The sequence below is a fragment of the Trinickia sp. Z7 genome, assembly GCF_056498045.1.
Map to the genome: position 1 here is coordinate 351573 of NZ_JAUEQW010000004.1, position 21820 is coordinate 373392.

Sequence of the window (21820 nt, forward strand, 5' to 3'; positions counted from 1 at the left end):
GGGGAAAAGGTCGATTATACCGCCCACGGACGCATCCACGGCCGGTCTGGGGCGCCAATGATCGGCGCGTTGATGCGGCGAGCCCTTAGCCGTTAGCGCGCACCGGGCGCGAGCGGCGCGCCCGGCGTCGCGGCGGCGCTTCGCGCGGCGCTCGGATCGGGCGGATCGGTGACGAAACCGATTCGAGCGATGCCTGCCTGCTGCGCCGCCCCCATCACTTGCGCGATGACTTCGTAGCGCGTGGCTTTCGATGCGCGCAAGTGCAATTCGGGCGGCTCGCCGGCTTTGCCGGCCCGAGCGAGATCGGCGCGCGCGGCATCGAGCGTGATCGGGCGGCCGTCCCAATAGAGCCGCCCCGCGTCGTCGATCGAAAGCGTGATCGTTTTCGGCGTTTCGGGCGCCGGACCCGCGGCGACTTTGGGCAGGTCGAGCCGAATCGCGTGCGTGAACAGCGGTGCGGTGATGATGAAAATGACGAGCAAGACGAGCATGACGTCGATGAGCGGCGTCATGTTGATGTCGGCCATCGGCGCGGCCGAACGCTCTTTGTCGAATCCGCCGAATGCCATGTTCGCCGCCTCCTTCGAAAACGTTCGTGCGTGCGCTACGCGCGCGTTGCGCGCGAAGCATTTTCGGCCTGCGTCGCACGCACGGCGCTCGAGGGCTCGGCGGCGCCACGAACCGCGGCGGCTCCGAGGGCGGCGGAGCGTTCCGCGATATCCGGCGCGCAGACATAAGCGTGCAAGTCATGGGCGAAACCGTCCAACTCCTCGGACAATTGCCGCTGCATCCGGCCCAGCACGTTGTACGCGAGCACGGCCGGAATGGCGACCACGAGACCGAACGCCGTCATGATCAGCGCCTCGCCCACAGGGCCCGCGACGTTCTCGATCATCGCCTGCCCGCTCGCGGCGATGCTGCCGAGCGCATGGTAAATACCCCACACGGTGCCGAGCAAACCGACGAACGGCGCGGTACTGCCCACCGAAGCCAGCAGCACTTGGCCGAACTCGAGGCGGCGCTGCGACGCAAGCAACGCCTCGCGCAGTGCGCGCATCACGCGCTCGCTACGCTCGACGCGAGCGAGCATGGCGGACGGCGCATGCACCTCGGAGGCGGCGAGCGCCGCCTGAGCCAACGGGGCGAAGACGTGCTCGCGATCGGCGCCACGCAACGCGAGCACCCCCTCCGAGAGCGTCGCCGACTGCCAGAACAGCGCGATCGCGCGCGGCGCCTGGCGCTTTGCTCGCCCCAGCATCCAGCCCTTGACGAGCAGGAAGCACCAACTCGCGATCGACATGGCCAGCAACAGATACGCGACGCCGTGGGTCAGCGCGTCGCCCGCTTGCAGGTAGTGAACGATGCCCGTGTTTTGCATACGAACGGAAGTGCCAGGAAAGCCGAAGCGTGAACGAAACGAAGCCGAGGATAAAGCGCGCGCCGATACCGCCGATCAGCGCAGACCGAGCACGTCCTGCATGTCGTAGAGGCCTGCGCCGCGTTCGGCAAGAAAGCGCGCGGCGCGTAGCGCGCCTTGCGCATAGGAGACCCGGCTTGCCGATTTGTGCGTGATTTCGATGCGCTCGCCGATGCCGGCGAACAAGACCGTGTGATCGCCGACGATATCGCCGCCGCGAATGGCCGAAAAGCCGATCGTCGACGGATCGCGTTCGCCCGTCACGCCCTGACGGCCGTAGACCGCGCACGTTTTCAAGTCGCGTCCGAGCGCGCCGGCGATCGCCTCGCCCATCGCGAGCGCGGTGCCCGAGGGCGCGTCGACTTTATGGCGATGATGTGCTTCGATGATCTCGATGTCGTAGCCGGTGGCAAAGTGGCTAGCGGCGAATTCGAGCAGCTTGAGCGTAACGTTCACGCCGACGCTCATATTCGCGGCGAAGACGATGCCGATCTTCTGCGCGGCCGCGCGCACCGCTTGCCGCTCCTCTTCGCTCATGCCCGTCGTGCCGATGACGAGTTTCTTGCCATGCCGCACCGCGGCATCGACATAGGCCATCGTGCCCTCGGGCCGCGTGAAGTCGATCAGGCAATCGGCTTGCGCGAACACGCGCTCGACATCGTCGGTGAGCGTCACGCCCGTGCGCTGACCGAGAAACGCGCCGGCATCCTCGCCCAACTGCGGCGAGCCCGGCCGATCGAGCGCGGCGGCGAGCGTCGCATCGGGGTCGGCCAAAACGGCTTCGATCAGCATCCGGCCCATTCGGCCCGACGCGCCGGCGATGGCGATCTTCATCGGCAACATGCATCCCTCTTCGGTTGGCAGGCCGGCCATGGCTAGGCCGACCGGCAGCGCCGTGCAAGGCGCCGCAAGAAAACGAAAAGCGGGCGGCGCGCCTCGCGCACGACCCGCATTCAGCTAGAGCGCCGCGCCCGGCTGCCTTTCAACAACGAGGCCCGGGGCGACGGGCGATCGACGGCACTCTGCCCGCTACGACGCCGACTGTTTGCTCGCGCCGGTACTGCTCGAGGGCGAGCCGGTCGGGCCGATCGGATTGCTTTGGTCGGGCGAGACAGGCTGTGGCTCGCGATGGAATTGGAACTGCGGCGTCGCGCTCGGCAATGCGTTCGACGGCGAGGGCGTGCCGGAGCGCACACTCTGCTTGGCCGGCGTGGCCGGCACTTGGTTCGTGGCGCGATTGGCCGCCTGCGCTGCCTGCGCGTTGGCCGCCTGTGCTTCTTCGCTGGCGGTCGCGGCGGTCGCGCCGCTGGCCGGCACGACGGCCGCCGCCGCGGATGCCGCAGAAGCCGCGGATGCCGCCGCCGCGCTGGCGGCCTTCGCTTTCTTGCCGCGCTTGTCGCCGTCGATATCGGCGAGCAGTTCCAGCTCCGACGGCAGATCGTCGCCGCCCGTCCAACTCACGACATGGTCGCCGTTGAAATTGACGATGAAATCGCGCTGCTGCACGATGGCCGTGGAGCCGCGCTTGAAATAGAAGACGTAATCCCAGCGATCGTCATGGAACATGTCGGCCAACAGCGGCGTACCGAGGGCTGCTTTCACTTCGTCGCGCGACATGCCCACACGCATCTTCGCAGCGGCTTCCTTCGACACGAAGTTGCCCTGAACGATGGTGATGCGATACGGCGTGATGCTCTGAGCGACGCGCTGCGTCAGGCTGTCGTAGGTCGAACATCCCGCAACGAGCGCACCCATCGAGGCAGCGATCAACAGGTTGCGCACGTGGCTCCCCCCGCGCTTCATAAGAAAATTTGGACTCATTTCACCCACCGTGCGGGCTCCGTTTCGCGTATCGTCGGGCCGCGCGAGTTTCACGAAGATGACCGAAACAGCAAAAACCCATTACTATTCGAATCGTGCATTGTACTCTAGGGATGCCTAGCCATGACCAATCCGACCGATCTCAAAAACATCGGGCTCAAGGCGACCCTACCGCGCCTCAAGATCCTGGAAATTTTTCAACGCAGCGCCGTCCGGCATCTGACCGCCGAAGACGTCTACCGGAATCTGCTCACCGAAGAACTGGACATTGGCCTTGCCACCGTTTATCGCGTGTTGACGCAATTCGAGCAGGCAGGCTTGCTCTCGCGCAGCAATTTCGAATCGGGCAAGGCGGTGTTCGAGCTCAACGAGGGCTCTCATCATGACCATCTGGTGTGCATCGACTGCGGGCGTGTCGAAGAATTCTTCGACCCCGAAATCGAGAAGCGCCAGCAAAAGATCGCCGAGGAACGCGGGTTCAAGCTGCAGGAGCATGCGCTAGCGCTATACGGCGTCTGCACGAAGGAAGCCTGCCCGCACCGCAAGCACTGACATTCACCGCGAGGCCCCACCTAGGGGTTGGCGCCTGCGCGCCGCCGTTCCAATAAAAAGAGCCGCCCGTTGGGTCCGTTGATACCCCGGGCGGCTCTTTCGTTCAACGGCAACGCGCGCGTTGCCGGTTCGTTGCTTGGCTTACTTGGCCGTCGCCAGGGCGATTGCCGTATCGAGCATGCGGTTCGAGAAACCCCACTCGTTGTCGTACCAGCTCGACACCTTCACGAGCCGGCCCGCAACCTTGGTCAACGTCGCATCGAACGTGGACGAAGCCGGGTTGTGGTTGAAGTCGATCGAGACGAGCGGCGCCGTGTTGTAGCCGAGGATGCCCTTGAGCGGGCCTTCGGCGGCTTCCTTCATGATCGCGTTCACTTCCTCGACCGTCGTGTCGCGCTTGGCGATGAACGAGAGGTCGACGATCGACACGTTGATGGTCGGGACGCGGATGGCATAGCCGTCGAGCTTGCCGGCCAACTCGGGCAGCACGAGACCGATGGCGGCGGCGGCGCCCGTCTTCGTCGGGATTTGGCTATGCGTGGCCGAACGCGCGCGACGCAGGTCTTCGTGGTACACGTCCGTCAGCACTTGGTCGTTCGTGTACGCATGCACCGTCGTCATCAGGCCGGTTTCCAGGCCGATTTTGTCGTTGAGCGGCTTGACGAGCGGCGCGAGGCAGTTCGTCGTGCAGGAGGCGTTCGAGATGACCGTGTGCGCGGCCTTCAACTGCTCGTGGTTCACGCCATAGACGATCGTCGCGTCGACATCCTTGCCGCCCGGCGCCGAGATCAGCACCTTCTTCGCGCCACCGGCCAGGTGCGCGCTCGCCTTTTCCTTCGACGTGAAGAAGCCCGTGCATTCCATCACCACGTCGACGCCCAGCTCGCCCCACGGCAGTTCGGCCGGGTTGCGGTTCGCCAGCACGCGGATCTTGTCGCCGTTGACGATCATGTTCTCGCCTTCCACCGACACGTCGCCGGGGAACGTGCCGTGGGCGGTGTCGTACTTGGTCAGGTGGGCGTTCGTCTTCGCATCGCCGAGATCGTTGATCGCGACGATCTGCAGATCGTGCTTCTTGCCGTTCTCGTAGAACGCACGCAGCGTGTTGCGGCCAATCCGGCCATATCCATTGATTGCAACGCGTACCGTCATGTTGGTTCTCCTGATATTTGGGCTGAAAAAAGCTGTCTTACCTCACGCTTGCCGGCGCCTAGCGAGCATTGCTCGCGCCGCGACGCCGCCGGCAAGCCGTATTGCGTCCAACGACGAAGTCTATCCGTTACTCGAGCGCGGCCTTGGCCACTGCGACAACGTGCTCCACCGTGAAGCCGAAATGCTTGAACAGCACGCCGGCCGGAGCCGACTCGCCGAACGTATCGATGCCGACCACGCCGCCTTCGAGACCGACGTACTTGCGCCAGAAATCGGTCACGCCCGCTTCGATCGCAATGCGGCGCACCCCCTTTGGCAGCACGCGCTCGCGATATTCGGCGTCTTGGCGGTCGAACACGGTGGTCGCCGGCATGGACACCACACGCGCGGCGATCCCCTGCTGCGCGAGCGGCTCGATAGCAGCCAAGGCCAATTCGACCTCCGACCCGGTGGCGATCAAGATGATCTTGCGGGCGACGATTTCGTCGTTCCAATCGCGCAGCACGTAACCGCCCTTCGCGATATTGGCGATTTGCGCATCGCTACGCGCCGAAAACGGCAGGTTCTGCCGGCTGAAGATCAGGCACGACGGGCCTTGGTATTCGACCGCCTGCGTCCACGCCACTGCCGTCTCCACCGTATCGGACGGGCGCCATACGTGAAGGTTCGGGATCAGGCGCAAGCTCGCGACGTGCTCGACCGATTGGTGCGTGGGGCCGTCCTCGCCCAAGCCGATCGAATCGTGCGTGAAGACGAAGATCGACGGCGACTTCATCAGCGCGGCCACGCGCAACGCATTGCGGCTGTAGTCGGAGAACGTCAGGAACGTGCCGCCGAACGCCTTGTAGCCGCCGTGCAGCGCAATGCCGTTGATGGCCGCGCTCATGCCGAATTCACGCACGCCGTAGTTGATGTGGTTACCCCACACGATGCCGTGCTCGCCCGCGCGCACGGGCTTGCTCGCCTTCCAATTCGTGAGGTTCGAGCCGGTCAAATCGGCCGAGCCGCCGAGCAATTCGGGCAATGCCGCGGCGAGCCCCTCGATGGTTTGCTGCGACGCCTTGCGTGTGGCGACCGTCTCCGCGCGCTCGTTCGCACCGGCGATGATCGCTTGCGCTTTGGCGGCCCAATCGGCCGGCAGCTTGCCGGCGGCGCGCCGCTCGAACTGCGCCGCTTGCTCCGGATACTGCGCGCGGTATTTTGCGAACGCGTCGTTCCAGGCCGCTTCGCGCTGCGCGCCGGCTTCTTTGGCGTCCCACGCCGCATAGACCTCCTGCGGAATCACGAACGGCTCCCACTTCCAGCCGATCGCCTCGCGCGTGGCGGCGATTTCCTGCGCGCCGAGCGGCGCGCCGTGCGCGTCGTGGCCGCCCGCCTTGGTGGGCGCGCCCTTGCCGATGACGGTCTTGCAGCAAATCAACGTGGGCTTGTCCGCCCCCTTGGCTGCCGCGATCGCCGCGTCGATCGCTTGCACGTCGTGCCCGTCGATGTTGCGGATGACATTCCAGCCGTACGCCTCGAAACGCTTGGGGGTGTCGTCGGCGAACCAATACTCGACGTGGCCGTCGATCGAGATGCCATTGTCGTCGTACAGCGCGATCAGCTTGTTCAGCTTGAGCGTGCCGGCGAGCGAACAGGCCTCGTGCGAGATGCCTTCCATGAGGCACCCGTCGCCGAGGAAGACGTAGGTGTGGTGGTCGACGATCTTGGCGTCGGCCTGGTTGAATTCGGCGGCCAGCAGCGCTTCGGCGAGCGCCATGCCGACGGCGTTCGCCAAGCCTTGGCCGAGCGGGCCCGTCGTCGTTTCGACGCCCGGCGTGATGCCGTATTCGGGGTGCCCCGGCGTTTTCGAATGCAGTTGGCGGAAGTTCTTGAGTTCGGCAAGCGGCAGGTCGTAGCCCGTCAAATGCAGCAGCGAATACAGCAGCATCGAGCCATGGCCGTTGGAGAGCACGAAGCGATCGCGGTCGGCCCAGTGCGGGTTGGCCGGATTGTGCTTCAGATGGCGCGACCAAAGCGCGACTGCGATTTCAGCCATGCCCATCGGCATGCCTGGGTGGCCTGAGTTCGCTTGTTGCACGGCATCCATGGCGAGCGCGCGGATCGCGTTCGCCATGAGAGCGGTGGGAGCGGGAGACGAGGTCGTCATGTCGAGTCCGGAGAACGAGTCGAGAAAGCGTGCGCGCGGTGGCCCGCTGCTCGGGTGGGACGGCCGCCCACGCGGTGGGGCGTGCGCCGCGGCGCGAAGCGCAAAGAGCAAGCGGACGGTGCTGCAAAGCATGCCATTCTAACAGATGGCGGTGATGCCTTCCCCGCCCCGGCGCGGGTGCGGCTTAGCCGATCGGGGCTGCGCCCGGCTCTATAATCAGGTCATTGCGACCGATCGCGAGCGTGTCTTCACCGTGTTCTCCCGCACCGCACCGCCGCTACTGTTCCACCCAACGCCGGGCGCTGTCTACGGCTTTCCCGGGGCGCGGCGCGTCGCCCAGGTCCAATCGCCGCATCAGCGCATCGAAGTGTGGGATACACCGCAGCTCGGCGTGCTGTTTACGCTGGACGATCGCCCCATGACCTCGGTCGGCGACGAATTCATCTATCACGAGTGCATGGTCCACCCGGCCGCGCTCGCGCACCCCTCGCCGAGAAAAGCACTGGTGCTGGGCGGCGGCGACGGCGGCGCCGCGAGGCAACTGCTTGCACACCCGAGCATCGAGCGAATCGTCATAGCCGAGCTCGACGAGGCCGTGCTCGCCATGGCGCGCGCGCACCTGGCGCTCGTGCACCGAGGCGCGCTCGACGACGCACGCGTCCAAGTGGTGATCGGCGACGCCGCGCACTTCGTCGCGACGACCATGGAGCGTTTCGATCTCGTGGTGTTCGACCTGACCCCGCCCGACTCGCCGGCTGCAGAACTCTATACGCCCGCCTTTTACGCCCGACTGAAGAAGATCCTGGCGCCACGCGCGATGCTGTCGATGCATCTGGGCTCGGCCCAGTTTCACATCGAGCGGGCGGCGGCGCTCGTGCGCGGCTTGCGCGCGAGCTTCGCCATGGTCGACGTCATCTCGGCGTTCGTGCCGCTTTACGGCTCGCTCTGGCTCATGGCGCTCGCGAGCGACACGCTCGAAGCCGCTTCGCTGTTCAAGCGCGACATCGAAGAGCGGCTGGCCGCGCGCGGCGTCGACGGCTTGCGTTACTATGACGCCGCGCTGCATCCCGCGCTGTTCCTCTTGCCGCGAGGTGTACGCGAAGCGCTGCGCTGACCGGCGATTGGTGTGGCGCCGTCGTGCCGGCGTGCAGTCGCTACGCTGCTATCGTCGGCGCAAGCGAGCGCGGCAGGCCGGCGCGGCCGCTTGCGAACGCGCCCCTCGCTCACCCAACCTCGAACGTCGTTTTATGCCTCGCTTTTTCGTCGATTCGGCCCTTGCGCTCGGCGACATCGTCGCCCTGCCCGAGGAAGTCGCCCGCCATGTTCAAGTGCTTCGCCTCGAACCGGGCGATGCGTTGACGCTATTTAACGGCCGAGGCGGCCAGTGCGCGGCGCGGCTCGTCGAACTGGGCCGGCGCAATGCTCTGGTGGAAGTCGGCGCGTTCGAAGCCGTCGAGGCCGAAGCGCCCTATCGAATCACGCTTGCCCAGGGGATCGCCGGCGGCGACAAAATGGATTGGCTCGTCGAGAAAGCGGTCGAGCTAGGCGTGACCCGAATCGCGCCACTCGTCACGACGCGCGGCGTCGTGCGCCTATCGGCCGAGCGCGCGAGCCGCCGCCTCGCTCACTGGGAAGGCATCGTGCGGGCCGCCTGCGAGCAGTGCGGCCGCAACCGGATACCGCAGGTCCAAGCCCCTTGCGAATTGCCGAAATGGATCGAAGCATCGGCGGCGTGCCCCGACCCCGGCGCACTACGGCTCATGCTGTCGCCGCGCGCCAGCATCGCGTTCGACGCTTTGCCGAGCGCAGCGCCTGGCGGCGATATCACCTTGCTGATCGGGCCGGAAGGCGGGTTATCGCCCGAGGAGGAAGCAACCGCGCTCGCCCATGGATTTACCGCGCTGTCGCTGGGACCGCGCATCCTGCGCACGGAGACGGCCGGTGTGGCCGTCCTCGCAGCCCTCGCGGCGCGCTGGGGAGGATGGTGAAGCAGGGCCCCGGCGGGCCCGGCGAGACGAGACGAATGCGGCGCCGCTACGCAGCGCGACGGCCTGCGTCAGGCAAACGAATAGAAGACGCGGAAAGCGACCTTGCGCTCCGCCCAAAATTCGGCAGCCTCGCGGAAAACGTCGAGCAGTGTCTCCCGCCCTTCCTTATCGAACTTCTGCGCGATCGGCAGCCCTTCCAGCACGATGACGAAGCCCGGTTGCGCGCCTGCTTTGTGCACGAGGTCGGTCAGGCAGTCGTAAAGTGCGTCGTAGTTCTTGCCGAAGTGTTTGGGAAACAAGAACGACGTGGCGATGGTCTCGAGCACTTCCTGCTTCGACGCCGCTTGGCCGCAGTACGCATACAGGAAATGCTGCTCGAGCCGCTGGGCCTCGTCGGCGAGGTCCTGCACGCGAAACGCCCGGATGGACTGGACGATGTTCGGTCGCACGGTCGCGAAAAGACTCATAGGCTCCTCGCTCGGTGAATGCCGGGATACCGCCGCGTCGCCCTGCGCGTTCTGGCCCCGTTCGGCCGTGCGCATTTGCATGACGCGCTGAAAAAGATTGCCGTCGCCGGCCGCGAACAGATCCGTCGCGACTGGAGCGTCGTGCGCGTAGACGTTGTCGCTCATGCCGTTCATCCCGATATCATTCAACAATGCGTTTAAAACTGTTGTAGTGGTCGTCCGAGTAGAAACAATTGTCGGTCCGCCTCAAAGGGCCGCCGCAAACGATGCGGCGCGCGCCGCGGTTTCTGGCTCGCGGCGTCGGGACCGTGTACTCATGGTAGTAACCCCGCCGATGCGGCGGCAGAAGCCGTTCGAAATTACCGAACACGACGCCGTCCTTCGGATACGGATAAGGGCCGCCGGCCGCGATCAGATGCAGCGTAACGACCGCTTCGCGCGGCAACTGCGCCTGCTCGATCGTGCCGAACCCACCCGCCGACGGTTGCGGCGCCTCGCGCGCCAAAGCAACGGACGAAGCAGCGAAGCCGCCAACCGCGCCTGCGCCGCCCCAGCCTGCTAGGGCCAAGAACGCCGCGAGCACGCCGTGACAAACCCATTTACCAGCTCGTTCGCGTGTTCCCGCGCGTGTCATGGGCGACAGTTCCTGCTGCTCGATCAGATATGAACGACCACGAAAAGCGTAAGCGTATCCCTAACCGCCCGCAGACGCAATCTTTGTATGCAAAATGAAAGAGTTACGTCACTTTTTCCAGATTGCCGTCGGTCCTATTTTTCCCGTGTTTTCGTTATTTTTATCTTGCACGGGATAAAGTGCCGAGGACGGTCCCGATGCGGCAAGTCTTTGCCTCCTTGCCGCGGCGCGATGCAATCGGGCACCGTCGTTTCACGCATTTGGGGCGGCAGTCTCTCTTTTCGCCCCCGGCGTGCCCGCAATGGGCACGCCGTTTTTTCTTCGTTACCGCAAGAGACCGGGATGGGTTCAGCGCGACGCTGCGCTCACGTCGGCCACGAGCAGAGCGGCCATATTGACGATACGGCGCACCGTAGCCGATTCCGTCAGCACGTGCACGGGCTTGGCAGCGCCAAGCAAAATGGGCCCGATCGCAATGTTGTTGCCGGCAGCGGTCTTGAGCAGGTTGTACGCGATGTTGGCTGCATCGATGTTCGGGAGCACGAGCAGGTTCGCCTCGCCCTCGAGCGTCGACTCGGGCAGCACCTCGCGGCGCAGTTCGGGGTCGAGCGCCACGTCGCCGTGCATTTCACCGTCCACTTGCAAGTCAGGCGCGCGCTCCTTGATCAGCGCAAGCGTGTCGCGCATCTTTTGCGCCGAGGGCGCATTGCTCGTCCCGAAATTGGAATGCGACACGAGCGCCACTTTAGGTTCGATGCCGAAGCGGCGCACTTCCTCCGCCGCCATCAGCGTGATCTCGGCCAGCTCGGCCGGCGTCGGATCCACGTTCACGTGCGTGTCGACCAGGAAGATCTGCCGGCCCGGCAGCACGAGTCCGTTCATTGCTCCGAACACCGTGCAGCCTTCGCGCTTGCCGATCACCTGATTGATGAAGTGAAGATGGCGGTGCGGCGTCGAGATCGTGCCGCAAATCATGCCGTCCGCCTCGCCCTTCTTCACGAGCATCGAGCCGATCAGCGTCGTGCGCCGGCGCATTTCCACCTTCGCCAACTGCTGGCTGATGCCCTTGCGCGCCATCAAGTGGTAATACTCCTGCCAAAACTCGCGATAGCGCTCGTCGTGCTCCGTGTTCACGACCGTGAAATCGACGCCGGGCGTCAGCCGCAAGCCGTAGCGCTCGATCCGATGTTCGATCACCGACGGGCGGCCGATCAGGATGGGCGTCGCCAGTTTCTCGTCGACGACGATCTGCACCGCGCGCAACACGCGCTCCTCTTCGCCCTCGGCAAATACGATGCGCTTCTTGCCCGGCTCGACGCTGCGTGCCTGCTGGAAAATCGGCTTCATCGTCGTACCGCTGTGGTAGACGAACTGCTGCAGGTGCTGCTTATAGGCCTCCATATCCTCGATCGGCAGCGTGGCGACGCCCGAATCCATCGCGGCCTGCGCCACGGCCGGCGCGATCTTGACGATGAGGCGCGGGTCGAACGGCTTCGGAATCAGGTACTCCGGCCCGAACGACAGGTCTTGAATGCCGTACGCCGTCGCGACGATATCGCTCTGCTCCTGGCGCGCGAGTTCGGCAATCGCGTTCACGGCCGCGATCTCCATTTCGCGCGTCACCGTCGTCGCGCCCGCGTCGAGCGCCCCGCGGAATATGAACGGAAAGCACAAGACGTTGTTGACTTGATTCGGGTAATCGGTGCGCCCCGTCGCCAGAACCGCATCGGGCCGCACCTCGAGCGCAGCCTCCGGCAAGATCTCGGGCGTCGGGTTGGCCAGCGCAAGAATGAGCGGCTTGGCGGCCATGCCCTTGACCATCTCCGGTTTGAGCACGCCGCCGGCCGAAAGGCCGAGGAAAATATCGGCGCCCTCGATCGCTTCGGCAAGCGTGCGTGCCGGCGTCTCGCGCGCGAAGCGTTCCTTGTCCGGGTCCATCAACTCGGTGCGGCCCTTATAGACGACACCGGCCAAGTCCGTCACGAGGATGTTCTCGAGCGGCAAGCCCAGATCGACGAGCAAGTCCAGGCAGGCGAGCGCCGCGGCGCCGGCGCCCGAGGCGACGAGTTTGACCTTCGTGATGTCCTTGCCCACGACCTTCAAGCCGTTCGTCACAGCTGCCGCGACGACGATCGCCGTGCCGTGCTGATCGTCGTGGAAGACCGGGATCTTCATGCGCTTGCGGCATTCGCGCTCGACGATGAAGCAGTCCGGCGCCTTGATGTCTTCGAGATTGATGCCGCCGAAGGTCGGCTCGAGCGCGGCGATGACATCGACGAGCTTGTGCGGGTCCGATTCGTTCAACTCGATATCGAACACGTCGATGCCGGCGAACTTCTTGAACAGCACCGCCTTGCCTTCCATCACGGGTTTGGAGGCGAGCGGGCCGATGTTGCCCAAGCCGAGCACCGCCGTGCCGTTCGTGACGACGCCGACCAAATTGCTGCGCGCCGTGAAGCGAGCCGCGTTCAGCGGGTTTTCGACGATTTCCTCGCAGGCGAAGGCGACTCCGGGCGAATAGGCGAGCGCGAGATCGCGCTGGTTGATCATCTGCTTCGTCGGCGCGATGGCAATCTTGCCCGGCGAAGGAAATTCGTGATAATCGAGCGCGGCTTCGCGCAGCTTCGCCTTGGCGGCAGCGGGGTTCGTAGACATGAGTCGAAAGTCCAGTCTTTGTTACGCGGATTAGAATCAATATTCGACGGCATTGTAGCGCCAATCGCTGCGTGCCCCGGCGGCCGGTCCGCCGGGGCACGCAGCGCGAGCCGCATCCGCAATGCGCGTCGCCATCCAAGCATCCTTTTCCACGCACCGTTCATGTCGCTCTCTGAGTTCTCGCTAATCGAGCGCTTCTTCGCGCAGCGCGCACGCCGCGGCCCGCGCCGAGCCCTGCTCGGCATCGGCGACGACTGCGCGCTCATCGCGCCCGCACAGGGCGAAGCGCTCGCCGTTTCGACCGATATGCTGGTCGAAGGCCGGCATTTCCTGCCGGACGTCGACCCGCGCGCGCTCGGCCATAAAACGCTCGCCGTCAATCTGTCGGATCTGGCCGCGATGGGCGCGAAGCCGCGTGCGTTCACGCTTTCGCTCGCATTGGAAACGCCGCGCGAGGCGTGGCTCGAAGCTTTCGCCGACGGCCTTTTCGCGCTTGCCGAACGCTTCGACTGCGAACTGATCGGCGGCGACACGACGCGCGGCCCGTTGAATCTGTGCGTCACGGTCTTCGGCGACGTGCCGCCCCAAGCCGCGTTACGCCGCGACGGCGCGCGCGAAGGGGACGACATCTGGGTGTCCGGCACGCTCGGCGATGCACGAGCCGCGCTCGGCCTCATGCGCGGCGAGTGGCCGTCGAGCCTCTTCGAGGCGCGCGAACGCGCCTCGCTGCAGCAAGCGCTCGATCGGCCCGAACCGCGCATTGCGCTCGGCCTAGCGTTGCGCGGCCTCGCCCACGCCGCGCTCGACGTCTCGGACGGCCTCGCCGGGGACTTGCTGCATATCCTCGAGCGCTCGCGCATGCGCGCCTGCGTCGACGTCGATGCCGTGCCGCGCTCGCAAGCGCTGCGCAAGCTGCCGCTCGACACGCAGCGGCAGTGCACGCTAGCCGGCGGCGACGATTACGAACTGATCTTCACCGCCCCGCCGCACGCGCGCGAAGCGATCGTCGACGCCGGCGCGCTCGCGGCCGTGGCCGTCACCCGCATCGGTACAATAGACGCCTTGCGCCATGCGACGGACGAGCCCGCCATCGCGTGGGAAGACGCCTCACACAAGCCGCTCTCGTTGACCCTGCACGGGTTCGACCACTTCGATGCAAACTGATCCGACGCTCCCAGACGGTCCGCCGTCCGCCCCGCCCCCGCCGCCGTCAGCGCCGTCTCGGCCCGTTTCGCCGCGGCCCAAGCGCCGCGCGAGCGCGCGCTTCATGCTGTCGCATCCGCTCCACCTGTTCTCGCTCGGATTTGGCAGCGGCCTGTCGCCGGTCATGCCGGGCACCATGGGCACGCTGCTCGCGTGGGCCTCGTTCGCCGCCCTCGATGCGCGTCTCACGGTCTTCGAGTGGGCCGTGCTCATCGCCGGCGGATTCGTGGCGGGCATTTATGTCACGGGATTTACCGCGCGCAAACTCGGCATCGACGATCCATCGGCCATCGTCTGGGACGAAATCGTCGCGTTTTGGCTCGTGCTGCTGTTCGTCACGCCCGAAACGTTCGCCGGCCAGCTTTGGGCATTTCTCGTGTTTCGGTTCTTCGATATGGTCAAGCCGCCGCCGATCCGGTACTTCGATCGCCACGTGAAGGGCGGCTTCGGCATCATGCTCGACGACCTGATCGCCGCGTTCTTCACCTTGCTCGTCATCGCGTTATGGCGCATGACGATCTAGACACGATATACGGACCCGTTCAGGCCGCGCGCCGTCGAACCGCCGCGGCTTCGCCCGCCCATCGAGAATAGCGAGACCACCGCAATGCCCACCGATTCCGTCGTTCATCAACTCGCCGTGCGCGCCGGCAACAAGCTGCGGGAAACGCGACTCATGCTCACGACCGCCGAGTCGTGCACGGGCGGCATGGTGGCCACCGCCGTCACCGACATTTCGGGCAGCAGCGGCTGGTTCGAGCGCGGGTTCGTCACGTATTCGAACCAAGCCAAGACAGAGATGATCGGGGTGCCCGCCGAACTCATCGACAAGCATGGTGCCGTGAGCGAGCTCGTGGCGCGCGCCATGGCCGAAGGCGCCTTGCGCAACAGCCGCGCGCAGGTTTCGCTGGCGATCACCGGCGTGGCCGGACCCGGCGGCGGCACGGAGACCAAGCCCGTGGGAATGGTTTGCTTCGCGTGGAGCAACCGGCTGCATACGCAGGCCGAAACGCTCGTATTCAAAGGCGACCGAGAGCAGATTCGAGTGCAAGCCGCGGCGCATGCGCTACGCGGCCTGCTCAAGCACATCGACGACAACGAGCATTGAGGCCCGTGTGGCCCGGTCGCAGGAGTTCACGCTCCAGCTTGCGCTGGCCGCCGCCGAGCCCGGTGCAAGAATTGCCGCAAGGCATACGCGACACGCGCAGCGCGCGGCGGCTCAGCGATAGGCGTTGATCTTCTCGCGCGTATCGAGCGCGGCGCGCGCGGCCGCCTGCGCGAAGTTTTCGTCCTTGCCCGCATAGAGAATCGCGCGCGACGAATTGATCATCATCCCGCTTCCCGCTCGCGTGCGACCGGCCTCGACCGTCGCCTGGACGTCGCCGCCTTGCGCGCCGATGCCGGGAATCAAGAGCGGCATATCGCCGACGATGCCGCGCACGACCTCGATTTCCTTCGGAAACGTCGCGCCGACGACGAGCGCGAGCTCCCCGCTGGCATTCCACTTCTCGGCCGCAAGCGATGCGACGACCTGATACAGCGGGCGCCCGCCCGTTTCGAGAAACTGCAGATCGGAGCCGCCGGGGTTGGACGTGCGACACAGCACGATCACGCCTTTGCCCGCATGCGCGAGATACGGCTCGATCGAATCGAATCCCATATAGGGATTGACCGTGACCGCATCGGCCCGATAGCGCTCGAACGCTTCGCGTGCGTATTGCTCGGCGGTGCTGCCGATGTCGCCGCGCTTGGCGTCGAGGATCACGGGCAGGCCCGGATGGCGCTCGTGGATATGCGCGATCAGCGCTTCGAGCTGGTCCTCGGCTCGGTGCGCGGCGAAGTAGGCGATCTGCGGTTTGAACGCGCTTGCATAGGGCGCCGTTGCATCGACGATGTCGCGGCAGAATTCGAAGATCTTGTCGGCGCGGTTCGCGAGCCCGCCCGGAAAGCGGGCTGGTTCGGGATCGAGGCCGACGCATAGGAGCGAGCCCGTGCGCTGCCAGGCGTCGTTGAGCGAGCGAACGAACGAATAGGACGTGGACATGGCGGAAACGATGGCGAGATGCGCGCCAGTGGCGAGAAAGGCCCGTATTCTACCCGCGCTCGCGCCCCGGCCGGCAGCCGCCGTCGCGGCGCACCTTGCGGCGCCGCTAGCGACCGACGGGCTCGACCGTGAAGCGGAACTCCCGCGTGAGCGTCTCGCCGGGCGCGAGCACCGTCATGCCGTGTGCGCTCGCACCGCCGGGCAAATTCACCGCGTTGATCGGATGATCGACCGGCTCGAAGCAGAAGAAGTCTTCACCGGGCGGCGTGTAGAGAACGTAATAGTCGGCGTCCGCCGCGATCGTCAGCGAGAGCCGATTGCGCGGCCAGACCACGGAGGCGCGGCCGCTCCAATGCGTGAACGCGTGATTGACCAGCGCGTCGGGCAACGGGTAGGCCACCCCGAATTCCCAGGCCGGCGGCGCGGGCACATGGCGCACGGGTAGCCAATCGGGGCCGGGCAGCCACAGCCCGCTCGCCGCCGCGGACAGCCGAGTGTCGCCGTCGCGCGCGAGAAAAGGATGGAGTCCGAGCCCGAACGGCAGCGCCTCGCGCCCTGCATTCTCGACCGACAGCACCACGGAAAGCGTCGCGTCCTCGAGCGAGTAGCCAAGCCGCGCGCGGTATGCGTGCGGCTTCGCCCGCTCACGTTCGAGCGTGAGCGTTGCATGCGTCGCCCCGCGCTCGGCTACGCGCCACGCGCGCAACCAGCCGTCGCCGTGAAGCGGCAACGGCTCGGCCGTGCGGTTGCGCGGCACGGCCAGTTCCCGCCCGTCGAAGTGAAACCGCGCGCCGCCAATCCGGTTCGAATAGGGCACGAGCGGGTAGCACGCGAGCGCATTCGGATCCGTGCCCGCGTGCGCTTGCGCGCAATGCCGGAAAATCGGCGTGGGCTGGCCCCCGTCGCCGTGCCACTCGAAACGCGTCATGCCGCCGCCCAAGGAGGGCGCCAAATCGACGCGCAACTGCTCGTTCGCTAGGGTCAGCGCGGCCGGCAAGCGACCGCCGGCCGTAGCGCGCGCGACCGCGGAGGTTTGGGGGCCCGAGCGAACCGGCTGCATCAGCGCGGCGAGCTTCGCACTGCGTGTCTGCGCACGTGCGCCGCGTCGTTGCTCCGGCACGGGGCTGCCGGGGGACTCGTTCGCGCCCCTCGTTGCGGTGGCGTCGGAATTCGCTATCGTCATGATGAGCTCCGTCGAGAGGCGGCCTTGCCGGCGCGACGCCGGCGTGAGGCTCGAGTACTGCCGTCGTGTCTTTTGCCGGCTTTGACTCGTGATACGTCCTTCGGTTTAACCGCTCGGACTCGGGTTTACCGCCACTGGCCGCGAAACAGCGGTTCGGCCAGCCCGCGCCGCCCGCTCGGCGCGGTGAAGATTCCGCCCGCGCCGTGCTCTGCGGCGAGCGCCGCCGCATCGAGCTCCACGCGCGCGGTGGTGATGTACAGCGTGGCCAGATGCGGGCCGCCGAGCGCGACACAACTCGGCTGGCTCGTCGGCAAGCTCACGCGATCGGTTTCGACGCCATCCGGGCTATAACGCACCACGCGGCCGCCGCCCCACTGGGCATTCCAGAGGCCGCCTTCGGCGTCGACCGTCGAGCCGTCGGGCACGCCGCTCGCGTCGGTCAACCGGGCGAAGGCGCGCACGTTGCCGACCGAGCCGTCGGCGCCGTAGTCGCAAGCGAGAATTTCTCGCGTCGGCGAATCGCAGAAATACATCGTCGCGCCGTCGGGGCTGAACGCGATGCTGTTCGAAATCGCCGGTGACGGCAGCGGCAAGCGCTCGAGCGACAAATCGCGGCCCAATCGATAAAAGCCGCCGATCGGCTTCAGGTGGGCGCCTTCATGCTTCGTGCCGAAGACGAAGCGGCCTTGCCGATCGCATCGCCCATCGTTCAGACGCGTATCGAGTCCCGGCTCGACTTCGACGATGCGGCGCATGTCGCCCGTGGTCAAATCGAAGAACGCCAGATGCGAGGCGAGTCCAACGAGCAGGTAATGCGGATCGGCGCACAACGCGAACGTCGCGAGGCGCTCGGGCATCGCCCAACTCGTGCGCTCGCCCGTTTCCGGATCGAAGCGATGCAGGCGAGCGCCCTCGATATCGGTCCAATAGAAGCGCCCCGTGCGCGCGCACCAGGTTGCGCCCTCTCCCAGCGCGCAACGCGCACGCACCGCGAGCGACGCGCGAAAACGCTCCGAGCTCATACCCAGCCCCCATCGACGATGAAGTCCTGCGCGGTGATCATGCGGCTATCGTCGGCCGCGAGAAACAACGCCATCCGCGCCAAATCGTCGGGCATCAATTCGCCGTCGAGGCACTGCCCTTCCTTGAGCGCGCGCTTGCCCGCTTCGTCGAGCCATAGCCGGCGTTGCTTCTCCGTCAACACCCACCCCGGCACGAGCGCATTGACGCGAATGCCGAACGGGCCGAGATCGCGCGCCAGCGCCCGCGTGAGGCCTTCGATCGCGGCTTTGGCCGTCAGATAGACGGGCATGCCGCCTTGTTTGAGCATCCAGCTGATCGAGCCGAGATTGATGATCGAGCCGCCGCCCGCGCGCTTCATGTCTTCGACCACGGCCTGCGCGGCGAAGAACTGATGCCGCAAATTGACGGCGAGACCGGCGTCGAACGAGGCCGGCGTGACGTCGGCCAACGCGTGCCGCGCATCGTTCGCGGCGTTGTTCACGAGCACCGTGATCGGGCCGAACGCATTCTGCACGTCGGCGATCGCGCCGCGCAGCGCATCGATATCGGTCACGTCGCATGCGAGAAAGAGCGGCTTCGTGCTTGCGTCGCCGAGCGCATCGGCCAGTGCTTCGCCAGCGCTCGCGTCGATATCGCAGAACGCGACGCGAGCGCCTTGCAGCGCGAAATGCTCGACGAACGATGCGCCGATACCGGTCGCGCCGCCCGTGATGAAGACCGTGCGGCCGGCCAAGCTCGGGTAGCGCGCGTAAGGACCTGCTTGCGGGTGATCGGGAAGCGCCATCGTGAAGATTCTCCGAAAAAACTTCGCGTCCGCTTGCGAGGGCGGACGCTAGCGGTACGCACTCAGTCGCGCGTGCCGCGGTTCTTGAGTTGATCGAGCAGCACGGCCGCGAGCAGGATCGCGCCGCGCACCAAGTACTGATAGAACGCGTCGATATTGAGCAGGTTCATGACGTTCTCGACGGTGCCCATGATGAGCACGCCGATCACGACGCCCGAAATGGTCGCGCGGCCGCCGAGCAGCGAAACGCCGCCGAGCACGCAAGCGGAGATCACGTTGAGCTCGAAGCCCTGCGCCGCATTGGGCTGGCCCGACGTAATGCGCGACGCCAAAATCACCCCGGCCAACGCGGTCACCGCGCCTTGCACGAGGAAGATGACGACGCGGGTGCGCTCGACATTGATCCCGGCAAGACGCGACGCTTCGGGATTGCCGCCGATCGCGAGCGTGTTGCGGCCATAAACGGTCTGGTTGAGCAGCACGCCGAACACGATGAAGCACACGAGCGTCACCCAGATCGGCAGCGACACGCCGAGCATGGTGAGCCCGCCGAGTGCGATGAAGGTATCGGACGACACGCCCACCGCTTGCCCATGCGACACGATGAAGCCCAGGCCGCGCACGATTTCCATCGTCGCGAGCGTCGTGATCAGCGCATTGATGCGCAGGTACGCGATGACGGCGCCGTTGACCCAGCCGATGACGGACCCGGCCGCCACGGCAGCGACGATGGCCAGAAACGTGTTGTTCGTCGCATTCAGGACCATCGCGCAGAGCACGCCCGCGAAGGCCACGATCGAGCCGACCGACAAATCGAAGTCGCGCGAGGCCAGACAGAACATCATCGTGCAGGCGACCATGCCGATCTGCGAGACCGACAGCGCCAGGCCGAGCATGTTGTCGATCGAGAAGAAGTGATCGACGGTCAGCGACGTCGTCACGAACATGACGGCGAAGATGAGGATGAGGCTGTATTCGGTGACTTGCTGCCACCACTTCTGCCGATCGTTCGGCTGCGGGATCAACGCTTCGGCCGCGCGCTTCGCGCCCGCCTCGATGAGATTTTCTCTAGCTTGCATGTCCTGACTCCTTCACCGTCGTGTGCGACGGGCTTTGTTCCTTCCGTTTCTCTTTTGGGTTCCGCTCGCGTGCGCGCCGTGCTCGCCGTGCACGCTCACGCCGCATCGAGCGCCGCACCCGCGCGTGCGCCTTGCGGCAGCGCAAGCTCGAGCAGCGCCGGTTCGCTGGCTTGCTCGCGCGGCAGTTCGCCCGCGATGCGTCCTTCCCGCATGACGACGATCCGATCGGACACGCCGAGCACTTCGGGCAGCTCCGAGGACACCATCACCACCGCGCAGCCGCGTTCGGCCAACTCGTAGATGACGTTATAGATCTCGTGCTTGGCTCCGACGTCGATACCGCGCGTCGGCTCGTCCAGGATCACGACCTTGAGGTCGGGCTCCGCGAGCCAGCGCGACAAGATCGCCTTTTGCTGATTACCGCCCGAGAGCAGACGAATCTTTTGCCGACGGCTCGGCGTTTTGATCTTGAGCAGCTTGATGAAACGCTCGGCCGTCTCGATCTCTTTGGCGCGGTTCAGGAACAAGCCGGCCCGCAGATGGTGCCGGCGGCAACTGATATTGATGTTCTCGTCGACGGAAGCCATCGCCACGATGCCCTCCTCCTTGCGATCCTCCGGGCACAGCACGATGCCGCTGCGAATCGCCTGCCCCGGGCTGCTCGCATCGATGTCGCGGCCATCGAGCGTCAAGCGCCCGCCGCGCCGCTTTTCGGCGCCGTAGACGAGCCGCATCAATTCGCTGCGTCCCGCCCCGACAAGCCCGAAGAAACCGACGATTTCGCCCGCGCGCACGCTGAAGCTGGCCGGCGCCGACAACCCATGGCCTTGCACGGCGTCCACGGCAAGCCGCACGTCGCCCTGTTTGCGCGGCCTATAGCCGTAGATGTCGGAAATCTCGCGCCCGACCATTTCGGCGACGATCGTCTCGCGCTTGACCTCGCCGAGCGAGGGATGCGATGCGACCTTGCGGCCATCGCGAAAGATCGTGCAGGCATCGCACAGTTCGTAAATCTCGTCCATGCGGTGCGAGATATAGATGAGCGCGCGGCCGTCGGCTTTCAATTCGCGCACGAGCTTGAACAGCACTTCCGTCTCGCGATGCGAGAGCGAGCTCGTCGGTTCGTCCAGCGCGATCACGCGCGCATTGCGCAGCAGCGCCTTGCAGATCTCGACCATCTGCCGTTGCGCGATCGACAAGCGCCCGAGCTTCGCATTCGGATCGAGATCGACGCCCATTTGCGCGAGCCTCTCCCTGACGAAACGCTTCGCCTCGCCCTTGTGCACCCAGCCGAGCGCATTGGGCAGCCGGCCGAGCAGCAGGTTCTCCGTCACCGTCAGATCGGGGACGTATTGCAGTTCTTGGTGAATCACCGCGACGCCCGCCGCGATCGAAGCCGCGGCGCTGGCGAAACGCACTTCCTGCCCGTCCACCATGATGCGGCCGGAATCGGGCTGATACTCGCCGCCGAGAATCTTGAGCAGCGTCGACTTGCCCGCTCCGTTCTCGCCCATGAGCCCGTGCACTTGGCCGGCCTCGACTTCGAACGACACGCCGTCGAGCGCACGCACGCCCGGAAACACCTTGCCGATATTGTCAAATCGCAACGTTGCAGCCATCTCACCTCACCTCGTACTGAAGGGTCATCCGAGCCGGCGCTTGCAGCCAC

21 protein-coding genes are annotated in these 21820 nt (G+C 65.7%); 6 read left to right on the forward strand and 15 right to left on the reverse strand.

All coding sequences use genetic code 11. The features are described 5' to 3' along the window. Positions 1–92 precede the first annotated feature (92 nt). The 4 genes from QQS38_RS10385 to QQS38_RS10400 all read right to left on the reverse strand — a co-directional run bounded on the left by QQS38_RS10385 (position 93) and on the right by QQS38_RS10400 (position 3199). Entirely contained in the window at positions 93–569 is a 477-nt protein-coding gene (locus QQS38_RS10385; RefSeq protein WP_479645275.1) for an ExbD/TolR family protein, read from the reverse strand. A 35-nt stretch (positions 570–604) separates the two neighbouring features. Next, positions 605–1378 carry a MotA/TolQ/ExbB proton channel family protein gene (locus tag QQS38_RS10390; protein ID WP_479645276.1) on the reverse strand — a complete coding sequence of 258 codons (774 nt, stop codon included), beginning with the start codon at positions 1376–1378 and terminating at the stop codon, positions 605–607. Positions 1379–1453: 75 nt separating this feature from the next. Continuing rightward, positions 1454–2251, reverse strand: coding sequence for a 4-hydroxy-tetrahydrodipicolinate reductase (gene dapB, locus QQS38_RS10395; RefSeq protein ID WP_479645277.1), 798 nt, complete (start codon positions 2249–2251; stop codon positions 1454–1456). Between the two features lie 195 nt (positions 2252–2446). Beyond that, positions 2447–3199, reverse strand: coding sequence for an outer membrane protein assembly factor BamE (locus QQS38_RS10400; protein ID WP_479645383.1), 753 nt, complete (start codon positions 3197–3199; stop codon positions 2447–2449). Between the two features lie 162 nt (positions 3200–3361). Between QQS38_RS10400 and fur the strand changes: the two genes are divergently transcribed. Next, positions 3362–3790, forward strand: coding sequence for a ferric iron uptake transcriptional regulator (gene fur / locus QQS38_RS10405; RefSeq protein WP_115537644.1), 429 nt, complete (start codon positions 3362–3364; stop codon positions 3788–3790). Between the two features lie 141 nt (positions 3791–3931). On the opposite strand, the gene gap is transcribed toward fur, so the two are convergent. Then, on the reverse strand, positions 3932–4942 hold the full coding sequence (gene gap, locus QQS38_RS10410; RefSeq protein WP_479645278.1) for a type I glyceraldehyde-3-phosphate dehydrogenase: 1011 nt from the start codon (positions 4940–4942) through the stop codon (positions 3932–3934). A 127-nt stretch (positions 4943–5069) separates the two neighbouring features. After that, entirely contained in the window at positions 5070–7091 is a 2022-nt protein-coding gene (tkt, locus tag QQS38_RS10415; RefSeq protein ID WP_479645279.1) for a transketolase, read from the reverse strand. Between the two features lie 154 nt (positions 7092–7245). Between tkt and speE the strand changes: the two genes are divergently transcribed. Both speE and QQS38_RS10425 read left to right on the forward strand, forming a co-directional pair. After that, a complete protein-coding gene (gene speE, locus QQS38_RS10420; protein WP_479645280.1) occupies positions 7246–8205 on the forward strand; it encodes a polyamine aminopropyltransferase in 960 nt (319 codons plus the stop codon). Between the two features lie 133 nt (positions 8206–8338). Beyond that, entirely contained in the window at positions 8339–9079 is a 741-nt protein-coding gene (locus QQS38_RS10425; RefSeq protein ID WP_479645281.1) for a 16S rRNA (uracil(1498)-N(3))-methyltransferase, read from the forward strand. A gap of 68 nt (positions 9080–9147) precedes the next feature. Here QQS38_RS10425 and QQS38_RS10430 read toward each other — a convergent pair whose 3' ends face one another. The 3 genes from QQS38_RS10430 to QQS38_RS10440 all read right to left on the reverse strand — a co-directional run bounded on the left by QQS38_RS10430 (position 9148) and on the right by QQS38_RS10440 (position 12835). Further along, entirely contained in the window at positions 9148–9720 is a 573-nt protein-coding gene (locus QQS38_RS10430; protein WP_479645282.1) for a barstar family protein, read from the reverse strand. 7 nt (positions 9721–9727) lie between these two features. Further along, on the reverse strand, positions 9728–10180 hold the full coding sequence (locus QQS38_RS10435; protein ID WP_479645283.1) for a ribonuclease: 453 nt from the start codon (positions 10178–10180) through the stop codon (positions 9728–9730). Positions 10181–10528: 348 nt separating this feature from the next. After that, a complete protein-coding gene (locus QQS38_RS10440) occupies positions 10529–12835 on the reverse strand; it encodes an NADP-dependent malic enzyme (protein ID WP_479645284.1) in 2307 nt (768 codons plus the stop codon). A 162-nt stretch (positions 12836–12997) separates the two neighbouring features. On the opposite strand from QQS38_RS10440, the gene thiL reads away from it, so the two are divergent. The 3 genes from thiL to QQS38_RS10455 all read left to right on the forward strand — a co-directional run bounded on the left by thiL (position 12998) and on the right by QQS38_RS10455 (position 15146). Then, positions 12998–13999 (forward strand): thiamine-phosphate kinase, encoded by a 1002-nt coding sequence (gene thiL / locus QQS38_RS10445; RefSeq protein ID WP_479645285.1) that lies wholly within the window; start codon positions 12998–13000, stop codon positions 13997–13999. Next, positions 13989–14561, forward strand: coding sequence for a phosphatidylglycerophosphatase A family protein (locus tag QQS38_RS10450; RefSeq protein WP_479645286.1), 573 nt, complete (start codon positions 13989–13991; stop codon positions 14559–14561). Before thiL ends, QQS38_RS10450 begins: the two co-directional genes overlap by 11 nt. 84 nt (positions 14562–14645) lie before the next feature. Continuing rightward, a complete protein-coding gene (locus tag QQS38_RS10455; RefSeq protein WP_479645287.1) occupies positions 14646–15146 on the forward strand; it encodes a CinA family protein in 501 nt (166 codons plus the stop codon). A gap of 111 nt (positions 15147–15257) precedes the next feature. On the opposite strand, the gene pyrF is transcribed toward QQS38_RS10455, so the two are convergent. The 6 genes from pyrF to araG form a co-directional block, all read right to left on the reverse strand. Next, positions 15258–16082, reverse strand: a complete 825-nt coding sequence (gene pyrF, locus QQS38_RS10460) for an orotidine-5'-phosphate decarboxylase (RefSeq protein ID WP_479645288.1) — start codon at positions 16080–16082, stop codon at positions 15258–15260. Positions 16083–16188: 106 nt separating this feature from the next. Next, complete coding sequence (locus QQS38_RS10465) at positions 16189–17265, reverse strand: aldose 1-epimerase (RefSeq protein WP_479645289.1); 1077 nt, start codon at positions 17263–17265, stop codon at positions 16189–16191. Between the two features lie 125 nt (positions 17266–17390). Continuing rightward, positions 17391–18287 carry an SMP-30/gluconolactonase/LRE family protein gene (locus QQS38_RS10470; protein WP_479645290.1) on the reverse strand — a complete coding sequence of 299 codons (897 nt, stop codon included), beginning with the start codon at positions 18285–18287 and terminating at the stop codon, positions 17391–17393. Beyond that, positions 18284–19072, reverse strand: coding sequence for an SDR family NAD(P)-dependent oxidoreductase (locus QQS38_RS10475; RefSeq protein ID WP_479645291.1), 789 nt, complete (start codon positions 19070–19072; stop codon positions 18284–18286). Before QQS38_RS10475 ends, QQS38_RS10470 begins: the two co-directional genes overlap by 4 nt. 62 nt (positions 19073–19134) lie before the next feature. Next, complete coding sequence (gene araH, locus QQS38_RS10480; RefSeq protein ID WP_479645292.1) at positions 19135–20151, reverse strand: L-arabinose ABC transporter permease AraH; 1017 nt, start codon at positions 20149–20151, stop codon at positions 19135–19137. Positions 20152–20246: 95 nt separating this feature from the next. Then, a complete protein-coding gene (gene araG, locus QQS38_RS10485; protein ID WP_479645293.1) occupies positions 20247–21770 on the reverse strand; it encodes an L-arabinose ABC transporter ATP-binding protein AraG in 1524 nt (507 codons plus the stop codon). Positions 21771–21820 lie beyond the last annotated feature (50 nt).